Origin of the sequence: Pseudorhizobium marinum, assembly GCF_000705355.1 — a bacterium.
Classification (GTDB): domain Bacteria; phylum Pseudomonadota; class Alphaproteobacteria; order Rhizobiales; family Rhizobiaceae; genus Neorhizobium; species Neorhizobium pelagicum.
On sequence record NZ_JMQK01000004.1, the window covers coordinates 96,054 to 112,078 of the forward strand.

Below are 16,025 nucleotides of genomic sequence, written 5' to 3' on the forward strand. Positions count from 1 at the left end.
TGCCGCTACGGCCAGGCCGCATAGCTGGTCTCGCCGGGTATCCGCGCGATGGCTGCATCCTCGCGGTGAGACTTGGGAGAAACCCCGGCCTGCCGTTTGAAGAAGCGGCTGAAGTAGGCGGCATCCTTGAAGCCGAGCGCTTCGGCGATCTCTCCGATCTGCATCGTCGTGCCTCCCAGCAGCATTGCCGCCTGCGAAAGGATGCGGGCGTGGATGAGTTCGGTCGGCGTCTGCCCCGTTGCGCGCCGGACAGCCGTGTTGAGACGGTCGGGCGTGATGCCAAGTGCGGCAGCGTATCGAGGGATCGTCCAGTGCTCCGTGGCATGCAGTTCAACAAGATGAACGAAGCTGCGGACGATCACCCGCGGTGAAGGCTGGACGTGTCGTGCCGCCGGCTCGGAAAGCCGCCAGATCGCCAGCAGCAGAAGTGCCAGGTGATGACGAACCGCCTCTTCGGCCCCTGGGAGATCCGCCCGGAGTTCCTGTTCGATGGTGGCGACAGTCGCCAGATGGCGCTTTGCATCGCCAAGTGGAAGGCGTGCGCCGACGATCGGTCTCGTGACGGCCTCGCGCACCTGAGAAAAGACGGCTCCAGAGGGCATGGCCGAACCGAGAAAAACGTCCGGTATGGCCAGCCATCCACCCTCGCTCCCGGCGTCGAATCCGATCGAACCGGCTTCTCCGGCCGGGACCCATACCAGCAGCGGCCCCAGAAGCGGTGCCTCCCGATCCCGGAGGCGGAGAAGGCCGCTGCCCGAGCCGAGCAGAAAGATGCGGTTGCGGCGGCCGCTAAAGGTCCACTCGACCCGCTGCAGGCCGCCCTGCAAGATACGGGCTTCCATCGTTGTCCCCGGCCATCGGCATAACGAGGCAGCAGCGGCCTCCTGCATCGCTGCCTGCGATACCCGTGAAAAGTACAAGCTTCTCCTCGGAAAGTCTATTTTGTTCGATGGGGGGGCTGCTAATGTAATCTCCTCGGATCCGAAGAAAGCGATGGGAGCGTGTTTCGGTGACGATCAGAACGGCCTGTGGGAGCAGGCCCAAAGGGAGGATCATCCATGAACATGATGTCACGCAGGCGTGTCCTGCGAACGATGGCGTTTGCGGCGTCGACGCTTGCCGTTGGTTGCGTCGGACACGCAGCTGCGCAGGACACGTTCCTCCTCGGCAGAATCGGTGCAAGCCTGCAGGGCGCCGCCGGCAACAGCTGAACACCATGTCGGGTGGCGAATAGCAGATGGCGGCAGTTGACCGTGCGCTGATGTCGAACCCGATCTCATGAACGACAACGCTGTGCAGCGTGCCTTTCCGGGCGGTGCAGCATGACGATTCCCTCAAACCAATGACAATGGAGAACCGCATGAAAATCCTGGGCCTGAAGATCAACAACGTCGAAATGGAAGCCGCCGACGGACGGACGTTCGAACGCATGAACCCCATTACCGGGGAAGTGGCGTCGAAGGTTGCCGCCGCCTCGGTGGAGGAAGCGCGCCAGGCAGCCAATGCGGCGGCCAAGGCATTTCCGGCCTGGGCTGCCATGGGGCCGGGGCAACGCCGCAAACTGCTGATGGCGGCTGCCGATCGCCTGCAGGAGAAGGCACAGGATTTCGTCGCCGCCATGGCGGAGGAAACCGGCGCGACGGCAGGCTGGGCCATGTTCAACGTCGGCCTGGCTGCCGACATGCTGCGCGAGGCGGCGGCGATGACGACGCAGATCGCCGGCGAGGTGATCCCCTCCAACCGTCCCGGGAGTCTTGCCATGGCGGTGCGCCAGCCAGCGGGCGTCGTTCTTTCCATCGCCCCTTGGAATGCACCGGTCATCCTCGGTGTCCGATCGATCGCCATGCCGCTTGCCTGCGGCAATACCGTGGTCATGAAGACGTCCGAAATCTGCCCGCGCACCCACCGGCTGATCGTGGACGCCCTGCATGAGGCAGGCCTGCCGGAAGGGGTCCTCAACGCCATCTCGAATGCTCCGGACGATGCCGGGGTAATTGTGGCAGAACTGATCGCCCATCCGGCCGTGCGTCGCATCAACTTCACCGGATCGACGCGCGTCGGGCGCGTGATCGCGGAAACGGCCGCTCGCCATCTGAAGCCGGTTCTGCTTGAGCTCGGCGGCAAGGCGCCCCTGATCGTGCTCGATGACGCAGACATCGACGAGGCCGTCGCAGCCGCCGCGTTCGGCGCCTACATGAACCAGGGGCAGATCTGCATGTCCACAGAACGCCTGGTGGTGGACGAGCGCATCGCGGACGATTTCGTCGACGCCATGAGTGCCAAGGTGCGGACGCTGAAGGCGGGCGATCCTCGCCGCAGCGACTCGCCGCTCGGTTCCCTCGTGGATCTGAAGGCGGCCCAGCGGGTGGAGGGCCTGATCAAGGACGCAGTCTCCAAGGGAGCCGTGCTGGCAGCCGGCGGCGGCGTCGAGGGTACGCTGATGGATGCGACACTTCTGGACAAGGTCACGCCCGCCATGCGCATCTACGGTGAAGAAAGCTTCGGCCCGGTCGCTTCCATCGTGCGCGTGGGTTCGATCGACGAGGCGGTGCGCGTCGCCAACGACACGGAATACGGCTTGTCGGCTGCCGTCTTCGGCCGCGACGTCAACCGCGCGATGAGCGTCGCGCGCAGAATCGAATCCGGTATCTGCCATGTCAACGGGCCAACAGTGCACGATGAGGCGCAGATGCCGTTCGGAGGGGTCAAAGACTCCGGATACGGCCGCTTTGGTGGCAAGGCCGCTATTGCCGAATTCACGGAACTGCGTTGGATCACAGTCCAGGACGGGCATATCCACTACCCGATCTAAAACCCTCGCGGCTTCTTCTCCTTCTCTCGAGGAGCGGCCTGCATGCCACAACGCTGTCTCGGCTCCTATGCATCAGTCCGATGCGTAGGAGCTCAGATCGCCGCCTCCCTGTCGATCCCGCCCGACTCCATCCTCTCCGTCAGCTCGTTCGAGCCGCTTCTCATGCGCGTCTGCCTGCTCGGACGGGTGCGAGAGTACCGGTGGAAGCAGCTTGTTCAGCCGCGTTCCGTATTGTCGAGCTCGGTTTTCTGAAACACCTGCGATCACGCGGTTTTCCCGATTGGCCAGCATCGTGGTGTCGAAGACGGTCCAGGTCCCGTCTTCTTCCTGTCGCATCTGATATCGCTCGATTGTCTCGGTCTCCATTGTTCCTCCACTTTCAGTCTCTGCCATCAAGATCGGGATTTCCGTCTGCCTGGCGGCGGGCTCCAACGTCGTTGTGTCGCCTTAGTTCGTCGCTGCCGCTGCATTGGGCTTCAACGCTGCGCTTCGGGTGCTTTTGAACCCCTGTTTCGACGAAAAGTTCCTCCGGTTCCGACCTGTCTTCGGTAGGTGCTCAGCCGGATGATGGTGCTGATGTGGCTCGCGCCGCGCGCAGCGGGACTGCAATAGAACCGAGAGCGCGGGAACTATTCCCGGCACCTGAGGTTCTTCTGCCGCACCGCTATCTTCCGGCTCCCAGGAAAGGCCTCACGTGAGCGAACTTCAAAATGAGCTTCTCCCACCCAATGCACGGGGTCAACTTTGGACACGGGAGCGTTGGAAGGGCTGGAAAGAGCCTCAAGCAGCGTCCGTGCAGATGTCATCCAGACGTGCAGTCAGAGACCGGGAGCAACGACCGCTGGTTGTCGACCTTGACGGGACACTCATCCGGTCCGACCTCCTGATAGAATGCGCGTTTTCCGAGCTGAGCCGACGCCCGCATTCGATCGTGGACATGTTCTCTGCGCTGGGGCAGGGCAAGGCAAGCCTCAAGCACCGGCTCTCGGAGCCTGAAGATTTCGATCCCGCGGTGCTCCCCTATGATGCGGAGGTGCTGAAGATCATTCATCAGGCGCGTGAGCAGGGCCGTCCTGTCTATCTGGCCTCGGCGAGCCACGAGCGGCTGGTTTCGGCCGTCGCAGACCATCTTGGCCTGTTCTCGGGCTGGTTTGCGACAGATGCGAGCAGAAATTGTGCAGGCGAGATCAAGGCTGGTCTCCTGGTGGCCGCCTTCGGCGAAGGCGAGTTCGACTACATCGGCAATGATGCGGCCGATCTGCCTGTATGGCGTCACGCTGCAAAGGCTTACGCCATTCGAACGCCCGCCAAGGTGGCGCGGCAGCTGTCAGCCCAGTGCGACGACGTCGAACATCTTTCGCATGAAGGACCGACCTGGCGCACCTGGGCGCGGCTCCTGCGCGTCCACCAGTACGCCAAGAACGGGCTTGTCTTCGTGCCCCTGCTGGCCAACCACCTGTTCGACTGGACGAGTGTGGTCCTGGCGCTGCTGGCGGTCGTCGCCTTCTCCCTCTGCGCGTCGAGCGTCTATCTGTTGAACGACCTTGTCGACCTTCAGGACGACCGCACCCATCGCACGAAATGCCGCCGACCGCTGGCCTGTGGCGATATCCCTCTGTCTCACGCGCTGCTGGCGATCCCGGTCCTGCTGCTTCTTTCGTTTGCGGTGGCAACCCAGATATCGTGGCCATTCCTGGGAGTTCTGGCCGGATATTTCGCCCTGACCACCGCCTATTCCTTCCTGCTGAAGCGCAAGATGATCCTGGATGTGGTGGCACTGGCCGGTCTCTATACCACCCGCGTGATCGGCGGCGCCGTCGCACTGTCGGTGGCCGTGTCGCCTTGGCTGCTTGCCTTCATGATGAGCTGGTTCCTGTCTCTGGCGCTTGTGAAACGATATGTGGAACTGCTGGCACGACGCGAGGCGAACCTCCCGGATTCCAGGAGCCGGGGCTATCGCAACACGGATGTCGGCATGGTCGGCGCCTTGGCCGCGGCCGCAGGCGTCAATGCACTGACCTTGTTCTCTCTCTACATCGCCGATGCCGACGTTCAGTCCCTCTACACGCGGCCGGAAATCCTCTGGCTGGTCGCCCCGATCCTGACCTACTGGATCGCGAGAGTGCTGATGCTGGCGCACCGGGGACAGGTCCACGACGACCCGGTCGTCTTTGCGCTGAAAGACAGGGTCAGCCTGGCGACCCTCGGCGCAGTCGGTCTCTTCGTCATCGGCGCCCTGTGAGGCACCGATGACGAGATCCACCCATGCGACTTCACCATCGAGGCGGCACCGGATGAACCTTGTCGTTCGCTACGCTGCCTTTGCCGTCATTTCGACCCTGATCAACTTTTCCGCCCAGGAAGCCACGGTGCAGATCCTGCCGGGTCACCCGTTGATGCTGTCGATCTTCGTCGGCACCATCGCCGGCTTCGTCGTCAAATACGTGCTCGACAAGAAGTGGATTTTCTTCGACGACTACACCTCGCACCGGAGCGAGGCGAGAAAGGTGTCGCTCTACGGCCTGTTCAGCGTGCTGACGACGGTGATCTTCTGGAGCTTCGAGGTGGCCTTCTGGACCCTCTGGGGCACGACTTTCGCAAAATACGCCGGCGGTGCACTTGGCTTAGCCATTGGATATGTGTCCAAATACGCCCTCGACCGCAGGTTCGTGTTCCGCTCGGAAAGGGCATGAAATGATATTGGAAGGTTGGGGCCGATATCCCCGGCTTGTGAGCGAGGTGCATGACTGCGCAACGCCTGCGGCGGTGACCGAGGCGACGCGCCACCTGTCCGGTGTGATCGCACGCGGAAACGGTCGGTCCTACGGCGACGCCGCCCTGGGTGATGCTGCGACCCTCATGTGCCGCGGGCTGGGCCGGATGAAGAGCTTCGATCCCGAGACGCGGCTGCTGACGGTCGAGGGCGGCGCGATGCTCTCCGACATCCTCGATGCCTTCGTTCCCCGCGGCTATTTCCCGCCGGTGGTGCCGGGCACCAAGTTTGTCACGGTCGGCGGGATGATCGCGTCCGACGTGCATGGCAAGAACCATCATCGGGACGGCGGGTTCGGCGCGCATGTCGCCAATTTCAAGCTTGTCCTGCCGGATGGGGGCGTGCTCACCTGCAGCCGCGACGAAAACTCCGAGCTTTTCTTCGCCACGATCGGCGGGATGGGCCTGACCGGTGTCATCATCGAGGCGTCCTTTCACCTGAACCGGATTGAGACGGGTTGGATCAGCCAGGAAACGGTCGTGGCGCGCGATCTCGGCGAAGCGCTGCTCGCATTGCAGGCCATGAACGACACCTCCTATTCCGTCGCCTGGATCGACTGCCTCTCCCGTGGCGCGTCCCTCGGACGCTCGCTGATCTTTGCCGGCGAACATGCGACCCGCGAGCAGCTGACTGCACGCCTGCCAGCTGCAGATGCCTTCCCGCCGCAGAAAAAGGCGAAGCTCGCGCTTCCGCTCGACTTCCCCGCCTGGGCGCTCAACCGCGCCAGCGTTTCTCTCTTCAACGAAGCCTATTTCCGGGCCGGAGCGCGCAAGTCGGCGGCACCGTCGCTGGTGCACTGGAACCCCTACTTCTTCCCGCTGGATGGCATCGGGCAATGGAACCGCCTCTACGGCAAGAGCGGTTTCCTTCAGCACCAGTGCGTGGTGCCCGACAACAACGCGCTGTCGGTGCTCGGAGAAATCCTTCAGCGGTTTGCCGCCTCCGGCAAGGGATCGTTTCTTGCGGTGTTGAAAAAGCTGGGCTCCGGGACCGGTCTCCTCTCCTTTCCCACCCCCGGCTACACGCTTGCGCTCGATCTTCCGGTCACCGACGGTGTGTTTCCTCTGCTGGAAGAAATCGACCGGACCGTTGTCGACGCGGGGGGACGGCTCTATCTGGCTAAGGATGCGCGACAGTCGCGCCAGACATTCGAGGCCGGCTACCCGCAATTACCCGAATTCAGAGACCTTCGGCGTGCGATCGGTGCAGACCACCGCTTCGGATCCCGTCTCGCAACAAGGCTTGGCATATGACCAGAACTGGCAAGAGCGTTCTATTGTTGGGTGCGACCTCCGACATCGGTCGGGCCACCGCTCTCACCTATGCGCAGGCAGGCTGGGACGTGCAGCTCGCCGGGCGCAACCTGGAAGCTGTGCAGCGGGAGGCCGACGACATCGGCACGCAGAGTGGCGCGACCGTCAGCGTCCATCGTCTCGACATCCTCGACAGCGAGCAGTTCGAGGGATTTCTTGCAGGATTGCCGGCCCTGCCTGACACGGTGGTCTGCGCAGTCGGCGAACTTGGCGAGCAGCCGCGCGCGGAGAAGGACGTCGAGCACGCCAGGATCGTGATGCGAACCAACTTCGAAGGTCCCGCCTTGCTTCTCGGCCTGCTCGCCGAACGTTTCGCTGCGCGCGGATCGGGGGCCATCGTCGGCATCAGCTCGGTGGCGGGAGATCGTGGCAGGGCCTCGAACTACGTCTATGGCGCGGCAAAGGCCGGCTTCACCGCCTTCCTCTCCGGTCTGAGGAACAGGCTTGCCAGCGCAGGCGTGCGGGTCGTCACGATCAAGCCCGGCTTTGTCCGCACCCGCATGACAGCCGGAATGAAGCTTCCCGGACCACTGACGGCGGAGCCGAAGGAAGTCTCTGCCGCGATCTTCGCCGCAGCCGAAGCGAAGACGAGGCGCGACGTGATCTATGTGCGCGGCATCTGGTGGCCGCTGATGACGGTTATCCGGTCCATCCCGGAACCGCTGTTCAAGAAGTTGCGGCTGTAATGATGGGGTCCGCCCAAAGCATGGCGACGGAGGGACGCAGGCGCCTTTCGCTGTCTCCGGCGGCGGTCGTCCTGCTGATCGGTGTCATCTGTGCTCTGGTTCTGGCTCTGCCGGGCGTGACCGTCACGACCAAATCCCTCGACGAACTGTTTCTGCTCCTCGACGGTATCCATCGCATTGTGACGGGACAGGTCCCCAGCCGCGACTTCAGCACGGCGCTCGGTCCTCTTGCCTTTTACGGTCCCGCTGCCGGTTTCGGTCTGACCGGCAGCCTGGGCGCCGCCATGCCCGTTGCGATGGCCCTTTTCACGGCGATCCTGGCGCTGATCGCCAGCCATGTGTTGGTCTCGCGCCTGCACCCGTTTCTGGCGATCGCCTTCGCGGCGTTTCTGCTGCTCATTCTCGCCGCGCCGATGAACCTCGGCGACGCCGTCACCACCCTGTCGTTTGCCATGTTCTACAACAGGATCGGCTGGGTGGCACTTGCCCTCCTGCTCGTTCTCTATCTTTCTCCCCATCGCATCGCTCATGGCTCCACCCTGAAGGATGCGGTCGCCGCCGCGGCACTCACCCTCCTCATGGTCTATCTGCGCGTCTCCTACGGGCTCGTCGCGCTGGGTTTTCTCCTGTTCATGACAACCGACCGCGGGCAGCGGCGCTGGGCCGCTCTCGCCATTGTTCTGACCGCGCTGGTGCTGCTGTTCGTCGAACTCCTTTGGGGGGGCACCTCGACCTATCTGCGGGATTCGTGGCAGGCGATGCGTGAGACGAACGCGGACTATCTGCAGCTGGGTGTCGCCCATCTGGCCGATTTCCTGCTGCTTTCGCTTCTCGCCGGCTTGGGCTTGTGGCGTCGCTGGAGCGTCAGGGATTTCGTCTTCTTCATCTTCTGCGGTGCCGCCGGGCTCTGGCTCCTGAGCCAGAACGTCCAGGGTTGGGGGATCATCTCCATTCACGCCGCCGCTGCCGTGGCCGCCCAGCGGCTCTTGCAGCAGATGGACGAAGGGTCCGAAGCCTACGAAGGGGCCTTCGTCAACCGGAGTGGCGTCAAGCTCTTCTTCCTTGCCTTCGTGCTGCCGACGGCGCTTCATTGCGCAATGGCGCTTGCCCTGCATGCCGGCGCCGCGACGGTTCGGGCGGGGCAGGCACTGGAGCTTCCCCGTCTGTCCGGTATCCGTCTCGCCGATCTCTGGACGGGCGGCGACTTCGGCGGCGGCCGGTGGTATCTTTCGACCGTGGACGACGGGCTGTCCCTTCTTGCCCGGCAGGACATGCCGATCGGGCGCCTGGCGGTGGTGGGAGCCGTTGATGCCTTCAGCCCCGTGCTGGACCTGCCTCCTGGTGATGGCGGTGTCGTGGACTTGCGCTGGAGCGGCATGGAGGCCGGTTCTCCGCAGCGGGCCTTGGCCGGGGCCGATACCATCCTGTTCCGAAATCCCGGAGACACGCCCGTCGGTGCCGCTGCCCAATACCTCGATTTCGCGGGCCGGAATTTTTCCAGGGTCGGCGAGAGCCAACACTGGATCCTGTTCCGGCGAAACCAGCCGACCGCCGTTCTGCAATGAGCGCGGCCGCTCCCAGTTGGGCCCGACGCCATGCACCAGGCCTCTGCATTGCGGCGATGACGATCGTCTGCGCCGCCATGCTGGCATTGCCCGGTCGCACGGTCACCGCAGCCTTCACCAACGATGTCCTGATCTTCCTCGACGGCGCCCACCGGATCGCCTCCGGTCAGCTTCCCAACCGCGACTTTCACACCGCTCTCGGCCCGCTGGTATTCTTCATTCCTGCGGCGGGGTACTGGCTGACCGGCAATCTCGGGGCTGCCATGCCGGTTGGAATGGCCGTTCTTCTACTTGCCGTCATGCCGGCATTGATCGGGATCCTGACCTCCCGCCTGCACCCGCCGATCGCTCTCGCGCTGGGCGGCTTCCTGATCCTGATCCTCGCCGCGCCGATCAACCTCGGAGGCCCCGTCTCGCTTCTCTCCTTTGCCATGTTCTACAACCGCATCGGCTGGGTGGCCCTGAGTCTGCTCCTCGTGATGTACCTGCGTCCGCGTGAGCGTGGCGTGACGGGCGAGGTTGCGGATGCCATGGCCGCTGCCCTGCTGTTGCTGCTGCAGTTCTATACCAAAGCCACCTATGGGCTCGTCAGCCTGGGGTTCATCCTGTTCATGCTGACCGACGCGCGGCAGCGCCGCTGGGCTGCGGCGAGCCTGCTGCTCACGCTGGTCGCGGCAGCTCTCATTGAAATTGGCTGGGGCGGCACCCGGCAGCATGTCGAGGATCTGATGGCTGCGGCGCAGGTCAGCGGCGGTCGCGATCTGGCCAGCCTCGTCCGGTCCGGCTTGAACAATCTCGCGGATCTTGCCGTCTTCGCCATCGCCGCCGGCGTCGCCCTGTGGCGAACAGGCAGTCTTCGCGACCTTCTCTTCTACGGCTTCTGCGTAACGGCCGGCCTGCTCATCCTGAACCAGAACGCTCATGGCTGGGGCATCATCACGCTCTATTCGGGTACGGCGGTTGCAACGGAATTGCTCGTCCGCCTCCAGTACCGAAGAGACCGAGGTGCCGCCGCAGGACGCCCTTCGCTGGCCGACGGGCTGCCCCTGCTTCTCGCCTTTCTTCTGCTGCCGCCGATCGTGCATCATGGGGCGGTCCTCGCACGGCATGCCGTGCTTGCCGCCGCAGACGCCGGCACCTCCCTTGGTCTGCCGAAGCTGCGGGATCTGCGGATCCCCGATCCGGCTGACTCTCCCGATTTCATGACCCGCTACCACGAGAGCATCGAGAGCGGCGGCAAGCTGCTGCTGTCGCTGTCGCCGACCCCGGAGCGGGTGGTGGTGCTGGATTTCGTCAATCCCTTCTCCGCCGGGCTCGGGCTGCGCCCCCCCGCCGGTGACAGTTCCTGGCTGCACTGGGGGAGGAACATCGATGCCAACACCCATCCCGCGCCTGAGGTCATGTTCGCCGATGCCAAGTTCGTCATGATCCCCAAGGTCGGCATCAACAGCCTGCCCTTGCAGCAGCTCTACGGTCCGTTCATATCCAGAACCTTCCAACTCGTGCAGGAGACCGACGCTTGGATCGTCTACGAGAAACGGCAGCCGCGGGAGACGATGCGGTGACGGTGACGGCGGCAGCGGACGCCCGACGACCTGCCTCCGCACCTCGTCTGCCTACGTGGCTGCGGGCGATCGGCCTGCGTGGTGCGATCCTGTGGCTCGGCCTCGTCCTCGCGGCGCTTCTGGCCGTACCCGGCAGGACGGTGACGACGAAATATGTCAACGACCTGTTCATTTTCCTCGATGGAGCGCATCGGATCTGGTCGGGGCAGGTGCCGAACATCGACTTCCACACCTCGCTCGGCCCTCTGGCCTTCTACATCCCGGCTGCCGGCTACGGTCTCTCCGGCGCCATGAGCGCCGCCATGCCGGTGGGGATGGCGCTGGTCGTCCTCGTGCTCGCGCTCATCGCCTCGGAGGTGATCGCAAGCCGGATGCGCGTGCTGATCGGCCTGCCGCTGGCGGTTTTCCTGCTCCTGATCGCCGCCGTTCCCGCCAATCCTGGCGAGTGGATCGGCGAGCTCACCTTTGCCATGTTCTACAATCGCATCGGCTGGGCCTGCCTCGGCCTGCTTCTGGTCATGTATCTGCCCCGCCAGCCGCACCAGCCCAGGCGCGACGTGCTGGACGCCCTGTGCGCGACAGGCCTCACGCTGCTGATGCTGTATACCAAGATCACCTATGGCCTGATGGCCGTGGCGTTCCTCAGCTTCATGCTCCTCGACCGCCGGCAGCGTGCCTGGGCCGCCATCGCGCTGGGGGCGATCGTCGCCTCCGTCGCCGTCATCGGCCTCGTCTGGCAGGGCAGCCTCAACCATATCGCCGACCTTCGGCTGGCGAGCAGCGTCAGCGGCGAGCTGCCGGGTCTGCGGGTGATGGTCGACATCGTCCTCAAGAACCTTGCAGACATCGCTGTCTACGCGATCTTCGCGGTGGCGCTGCTGCTTCTGCATAGGCGCCTTCGCGATTTCCTGTTCGTCGGCTTCTGTGCCGCCAGCGGGCTGATGATCATCGAGCAGAACTTTCAGATCGTCGGTATCCTGACGCTTGGCGCCAGCGCTGCGGTCATCACCGAACTGCTGCTGCGGGCGGAGCTTCCGTCACGGCGGCGAACCTGGACCAAGGGGCTTCCGCTGCTGCTGCCGATGCTGCTGGTGCCCGCCTCCGCCAGTCATGCCGTCAGCCTGGCGATGCACGCTGTCTACGCGGTCTCCGGCAAGGGTGAGCAAATGGCGCTTCCCGGCTTCGAGGGGATCAGGCTCGTCCCGATGTGGAGCCAGGGGCAGTACGACTTCTTCCGCCGCTACAACACATCGATCGCCGATGGCTCTGCTGCGCTCGCTAGGCTGGACGGGCCAGTGGAACGCGTGGCGGTGCTGGATTTCGTCAATCCCTTCTCGGCCGGGATGGCGCTCCTGCCGCCGGTCGGCGACAGCCCCTGGTATCACTGGGGTCGAACCCTAGACCGGGAGCATTACCCGCTGCCGGAAGATATCTTCGCGGACGTCGCGTTGATCATGGACCCGAAGTCACCCATCGAAGTCTGGACCGCCAACGGCATGCGAGAGATCTACGCGGATTACATGGCCTCGCGGTACCGACTGGTCGCGGAAACGAGCGACTGGCGGATCTATCGCAGAACGCCCTGACGAGGCGGATATGACGTCTGTCGATCATTGGCGATGAGGCCCAGGAGAAGCAGGACGAGCGACCAGCCGTAGACCGAGCCGACCGTCAGCTGCAGCCAGGCAGAGGCGCCGAACTGCGCCAGGACGAGCGGCACCGGGATGGTCAGCGCCACCGCGACCGGCCAGGTCCAGGGTCTTTGCCAGTGATGCAGGAGGACCGGCAGCAGAAACAGGGTATAGTGGATCCAGCCGAGCGGCGAGGCCAGAAGCGCCGCCACCAGCGCAAAGCTGCTGACGTCCATGGTCCCGGGCCGTCGCCAGACGGCCCATGCGGCGAGCGACAGGAGCAGGAGGGCGCTGAGGACGGTCCCGAGCAAGGGCAGCCCCGCCCGTGCCGCAAGACCGGCGAAGGAGGCGTTGGTGAGGAAGACGGCGCGGTCGCCGTCAGCGGCCACCAGGCTCAGCCAGTCGAGATAGATCTGGGGCCCGAAGACGGCCAGCGGAATTGCGGCGATGGCGGCAGCCGTGGCGGCAGCGACAAGAGGCGGTCGCCAGCAACCGGCCAGGAACAGGAGCACCGGCCAGACGAGGAAGTTCGGCTTCATCGACACCAGCAGGCCAATGAGGATGCCGGCCTGAACCAGTTTTCCCCGCTCCAGCAACAGCCAGGCGACGACTGTCGCCAGCACCAGCGGCGTATAGATTTGCCCCAGAAACAGCGTGTCCCAAAAACCCGCCAAGGCAAAGGCCCATATCCCGAGGAGGATAGCCTCGGCGCCTTCGCTGTAGCGGCGCAGCAGCAGCACGACGGCGGCCAGATAGCAGACGAGCGAGATCACCCACCAGACCCGCAGCGATGTCGCCAGATCCGTGATGTCGAAGAGCTGGAAGAGGAGCGCGGAGATGGGTGGATTCAGGTTCGGGTTCCACGCCTCGAAGCCCGGAAAGACGACGTGTGGTGTGAGTGGAGGGTAGATGCCGTAGGGATCCAGGCCAGCCGCGGCGGCACGCCCGGAGGCGACGAAGGCGCCGAAATCCCACCAGCCGTGATCCGACACGACGCGCGGAAACTCGAAATTGATAACCCAGAGCGAGAGCACCGCGAGCCCGATGGGAAACAGCAGCCGAAAACCATGCTGCTGCGGGCGCGACGCGGAAAATTGTCTCGCATCCATCTGTCTCTGTCTCCTGCGTCCACTATCGGCAACTGTGTGCTCCGCAGCAGCGAACGTGTGACGCCTGCGAAAGTTGCAGGGAAGGATCAGGCGCCCGGATGTCGCTCTCGCTGCCCATTCCGGTTTGCCATCAGCTTCTTGAGCTATTGAAGGTCTTCCTGCCGAGAAGCCTTCTCTCGAACGCCGAGGTCATGGCGCAGCGATATGACTTCGGCCCGCAGGGCTCGCATTTCGGCCAGCACCGCTGCCGAATCGTCGTGCAGCGTCTGTCGGTCGGCCGTGGCGGAGGCCTCGGAATCCTGCTGCATTGCAGATACGATCACACCGATGAACAGGTTCAGAACCGCGTAGGTGGACAGCAGGATGAAGGGCACGAAGAAGGCCCAGGCCTGGGGATGGACCTCCATGACGGGCCGCACGATGCCCATGGACCAGCTTTCGAGCGTCATGACCTGGAAGAGTGTGTAGAGCGAGGCCGTCAAGGTGCCGAACCAATCAGGAAAGTTCTGGCCGAAGAGATTGGTGGCCATGACCGCGGCGACGTAGAAGAGCATGGCCATCAGCACCAGGATGGACGTCATGCCCGGCAAGGCCGAGATGAGGCCGCCCACCACACGGCGCAGCGCCGGCATTGTCGAGATTAGCCGCAACACCCGCAGGATCCGCAAGGCACGCAGCACCTGGAACGGACCCGTGGCCGGAATGACGGCGATGGCGACGACCGAGAAGTCGAACAGGTTCCAGGGATCGCGAAAGAAGCGGGGGGCGAAGGCGTAGATGCGGGTCACGAGCTCGGCCACGAAGATCGCCAGGATGGCCTTGTCCAGCACATGGAGGAGCGGTCCGTAGGCGGCCATCAGCTCCGGATAGGTCATGAGACCCAGCACGATGGAATTGACGACGATGATCGCGATGATCACCTGCTCCCAAAGCCGGGAGGTAAGCAGCTTCACGAGCCTGTGACGCATGGCAATGATTTCCCCTCAAATGGCGAGGAGGAAGAGCGCAACCCGCGGCATTCGTCAAGTGGCGCCGACCGGCCGGGCCAAGCTGCTAGTGCAGGGATGGCTCGTCTTCGCCGAGGAAGGACGCCAGACCGTCGCGCTCCGCGGTGGCCAGGAATTCCTCCCATGCATCCTTGTCCGTCGCAAAGGGCTCCTCCCAGGTGGTCACGTCCTCCGCCTGCGAAATGACCTCCAGCTGCCAGTCTCCTTGCGTGCCGGCAGGTCGGTAGATGTCGACGAGGACGGTGATCCCGTCGTCTTCAAACTCCCCGGAAAATTCGGAGTGCTCGAGCTTCGGCTCCTTGGCCATCACGTGTGCTCCTGAGAATTGCCAGCAATGGGCCATCGATACCGCAGGGACAGGCGTCAGGGCAAGCCGGCGAGATGAAGTGAGCCACGGGCGCGTGGATGTGGTTCGTGGAACCGGCCGCTGAGCAAGGACCGTTTCTGCTCCTAAACCAGCGATCTGCGGAAGCTGCGCAGCGAGAAGACGAAGAATATCAGGGCGATCGCCGCCAGCCACACGAACTGCGGCCACACCACGGACAGTCCGGCGCCGCGGTAGAGGATCGCCTGTGCGAGCAGGATGAAATGGGTGTTCGGCGCCGCGAGCATGATCGTCTGGATGATCTCCGGCATGCTTTCGCGCGGTGTGGTCGCACCGGAGAGGATCTGAAGGGGAAGGAGGACGAGCATCAGGAGCAGGCCGAACTGCGGCATCGTACCGGCGATGGTGGCCAGGGCAATGCCCATGGCGCTGGTGGCCAGAAGGTGAACCGCCGCGCCCGCCATGAACAGCGCAAGCGACCCCTCGATCGGCACCTGCAGCAATCCCTGCACCACGACGATGAGCGACAGGAAGGTGGTGACGAGGACTACCAGTCCCATCGACCAGACCTTTGCCGCCATGATCTCGAAGGGCGTCAGCGGCATCACCAGAAGATGCTCCACCGTCCCGTGCTCCCGCTCCCGGATGAGAGCGGTTCCGGTCAGGATGATCGACAGCATGGTGACGTTGGTGATGACATTCATCACCGACGCGAACCACATCTGGTTGAGCTCGGGATTGAACCTCGCACGAAGCGTCAGGCCCACGCCCGAGCCGGCACCAGCCGCATCCGTCGCGCCGAACTCCGCAACTTCGGTGGCGACGATGTTCTGAATGTAGCCGGAGCCGGAAAATGCCTGCGTCATGCGGGTGGCGTCGACATTGAGCTGGATGACCGGAGCCTTGCCCGCAATCAGGTCGCTCTGGAAGTTCGGCGGGATGTCGAGCGCGAAGGTGTCGGTGCCGGCATCCATGCGGGCGTCCATCTCCGCCGTCGAGATCATTATCGGTGGCTTGAAGTAGGGAGGCAGAAAGGAGTCGGCGATCCGCCGTGAGAGCGGAGAATTGTCCTCGTCGACGATGGCGATGGGGGCATTGTTCAATGTCTCCGGAACAGCCTTCGATTCCGTGTACACCGCGATGGTGAAGGCATAGAGGATGAAGGCGATGAGCGCCGGCTCGCGCAGCAGGCCTCGCAATTCCTTCACGCCGAGATGGAAGATGGTCCCGAACCGCATG

General features: G+C 63.9%; 15 protein-coding genes. 9 read left to right on the top strand and 6 right to left on the bottom strand.

Features of this window, described 5'->3' with window-relative positions; genetic code table 11:
- Positions 1 to 5 precede the first annotated feature (5 nt).
- A complete protein-coding gene (locus EO99_RS0106105) occupies positions 6 to 842 on the bottom strand; it encodes a helix-turn-helix domain-containing protein (protein WP_029617756.1) in 837 nt (278 codons plus the stop codon).
- Positions 843 to 1,058: 216 nt separating this feature from the next.
- Between EO99_RS0106105 and EO99_RS27330 the strand changes: the two genes are divergently transcribed.
- A complete protein-coding gene (locus EO99_RS27330; RefSeq protein WP_156034655.1) occupies positions 1,059 to 1,211 on the top strand; it encodes a hypothetical protein in 153 nt (50 codons plus the stop codon).
- Between the two features lie 149 nt (positions 1,212 to 1,360).
- Positions 1,361 to 2,812: an aldehyde dehydrogenase gene (locus EO99_RS0106115; protein ID WP_029617757.1), complete on the top strand. Its 1,452-nt coding sequence runs from the start codon at positions 1,361 to 1,363 to the stop codon at positions 2,810 to 2,812.
- 72 nt (positions 2,813 to 2,884) lie between these two features.
- Here the strand turns inward: EO99_RS0106115 and EO99_RS0106120 are convergent, their stop codons facing one another.
- Positions 2,885 to 3,205, bottom strand: coding sequence for a hypothetical protein (locus tag EO99_RS0106120; RefSeq protein WP_162179297.1), 321 nt, complete (start codon positions 3,203 to 3,205; stop codon positions 2,885 to 2,887).
- Positions 3,206 to 3,611: 406 nt separating this feature from the next.
- Between EO99_RS0106120 and EO99_RS0106125 the strand changes: the two genes are divergently transcribed.
- Genes EO99_RS0106125 through EO99_RS0106155 form a run of 7 tightly spaced genes read left to right on the top strand, consistent with a single transcriptional unit; the run spans position 3,612 to position 12,300 of the window.
- Positions 3,612 to 5,054 (top strand): UbiA family prenyltransferase, encoded by a 1,443-nt coding sequence (locus EO99_RS0106125; RefSeq protein ID WP_029617759.1) that lies wholly within the window; start codon positions 3,612 to 3,614, stop codon positions 5,052 to 5,054.
- Positions 5,055 to 5,106: 52 nt separating this feature from the next.
- Positions 5,107 to 5,505, top strand: coding sequence for a GtrA family protein (locus tag EO99_RS0106130; protein WP_029617760.1), 399 nt, complete (start codon positions 5,107 to 5,109; stop codon positions 5,503 to 5,505).
- Between the two features lie 7 nt (positions 5,506 to 5,512).
- Complete coding sequence (locus EO99_RS0106135; RefSeq protein WP_029617761.1) at positions 5,513 to 6,838, top strand: FAD-binding oxidoreductase; 1,326 nt, start codon at positions 5,513 to 5,515, stop codon at positions 6,836 to 6,838.
- The gene (locus EO99_RS0106140) at positions 6,835 to 7,584 is read left to right on the top strand and encodes an SDR family oxidoreductase (protein ID WP_029617762.1); all 750 of its coding nucleotides are present in this window, start codon (positions 6,835 to 6,837) and stop codon (positions 7,582 to 7,584) included. The genes EO99_RS0106135 and EO99_RS0106140 overlap by 4 nt, the downstream gene beginning before the upstream one ends.
- A gap of 2 nt (positions 7,585 to 7,586) precedes the next feature.
- Entirely contained in the window at positions 7,587 to 9,149 is a 1,563-nt protein-coding gene (locus EO99_RS0106145; protein WP_051679720.1) for a hypothetical protein, read from the top strand.
- Between the two features lie 56 nt (positions 9,150 to 9,205).
- Positions 9,206 to 10,714 carry a hypothetical protein gene (locus EO99_RS0106150; protein ID WP_051679721.1) on the top strand — a complete coding sequence of 503 codons (1,509 nt, stop codon included), beginning with the start codon at positions 9,206 to 9,208 and terminating at the stop codon, positions 10,712 to 10,714.
- Complete coding sequence (locus EO99_RS0106155) at positions 10,669 to 12,300, top strand: hypothetical protein (RefSeq protein WP_235776772.1); 1,632 nt, start codon at positions 10,669 to 10,671, stop codon at positions 12,298 to 12,300. Before EO99_RS0106150 ends, EO99_RS0106155 begins: the two co-directional genes overlap by 46 nt.
- Here EO99_RS0106155 and EO99_RS0106160 read toward each other — a convergent pair.
- The 4 genes from EO99_RS0106160 to EO99_RS0106175 form a co-directional block, all read right to left on the bottom strand.
- Positions 12,282 to 13,454 carry a glycosyltransferase family 87 protein gene (locus tag EO99_RS0106160; RefSeq protein ID WP_029617766.1) on the bottom strand — a complete coding sequence of 391 codons (1,173 nt, stop codon included), beginning with the start codon at positions 13,452 to 13,454 and terminating at the stop codon, positions 12,282 to 12,284. The genes EO99_RS0106155 and EO99_RS0106160 overlap by 19 nt on opposite strands.
- Before the next feature lie 143 nt (positions 13,455 to 13,597).
- Positions 13,598 to 14,422, bottom strand: coding sequence for an ion transporter (locus EO99_RS0106165; RefSeq protein WP_051679722.1), 825 nt, complete (start codon positions 14,420 to 14,422; stop codon positions 13,598 to 13,600).
- 85 nt (positions 14,423 to 14,507) lie between these two features.
- On the bottom strand, positions 14,508 to 14,768 hold the full coding sequence (locus tag EO99_RS0106170) for a hypothetical protein (RefSeq protein ID WP_029617768.1): 261 nt from the start codon (positions 14,766 to 14,768) through the stop codon (positions 14,508 to 14,510).
- Positions 14,769 to 14,911: 143 nt separating this feature from the next.
- The gene (locus tag EO99_RS0106175; protein WP_029617769.1) at positions 14,912 to 16,024 is read right to left on the bottom strand and encodes an ABC transporter permease; all 1,113 of its coding nucleotides are present in this window, start codon (positions 16,022 to 16,024) and stop codon (positions 14,912 to 14,914) included.
- Position 16,025 lies beyond the last annotated feature (1 nt).

Excerpts from the sequence above, each read along its gene's own strand:
- EO99_RS0106105 (WP_029617756.1), bottom strand. The coding sequence starts at position 842 with ATGGAAGCCCGTATCTTGCAGGGCGGCCTGCAGCGGGTCGAGTGGACC.
- EO99_RS27330 (WP_156034655.1), top strand. The coding sequence starts at position 1,059 with ATGAACATGATGTCACGCAGGCGTGTCCTGCGAACGATGGCGTTTGCG.
- EO99_RS0106115 (WP_029617757.1), top strand. The coding sequence starts at position 1,361 with ATGAAAATCCTGGGCCTGAAGATCAACAACGTCGAAATGGAAGCCGCC.
- EO99_RS0106120 (WP_162179297.1), bottom strand. The coding sequence starts at position 3,205 with ATGGCAGAGACTGAAAGTGGAGGAACAATGGAGACCGAGACAATCGAG.
- EO99_RS0106125 (WP_029617759.1), top strand. The coding sequence starts at position 3,612 with ATGTCATCCAGACGTGCAGTCAGAGACCGGGAGCAACGACCGCTGGTT.
- EO99_RS0106130 (WP_029617760.1), top strand. The coding sequence starts at position 5,107 with ATGAACCTTGTCGTTCGCTACGCTGCCTTTGCCGTCATTTCGACCCTG.
- EO99_RS0106140 (WP_029617762.1), top strand. The coding sequence starts at position 6,835 with ATGACCAGAACTGGCAAGAGCGTTCTATTGTTGGGTGCGACCTCCGAC.
- EO99_RS0106145 (WP_051679720.1), top strand. The coding sequence starts at position 7,587 with ATGGGGTCCGCCCAAAGCATGGCGACGGAGGGACGCAGGCGCCTTTCG.
- EO99_RS0106150 (WP_051679721.1), top strand. The coding sequence starts at position 9,206 with ATGACGATCGTCTGCGCCGCCATGCTGGCATTGCCCGGTCGCACGGTC.
- EO99_RS0106160 (WP_029617766.1), bottom strand. The coding sequence starts at position 13,454 with ATGGATGCGAGACAATTTTCCGCGTCGCGCCCGCAGCAGCATGGTTTT.
- EO99_RS0106165 (WP_051679722.1), bottom strand. The coding sequence starts at position 14,422 with ATGCGTCACAGGCTCGTGAAGCTGCTTACCTCCCGGCTTTGGGAGCAG.
- EO99_RS0106170 (WP_029617768.1), bottom strand. The coding sequence starts at position 14,768 with ATGGCCAAGGAGCCGAAGCTCGAGCACTCCGAATTTTCCGGGGAGTTT.
- EO99_RS0106175 (WP_029617769.1), bottom strand. The coding sequence starts at position 16,024 with ATGCGGTTCGGGACCATCTTCCATCTCGGCGTGAAGGAATTGCGAGGC.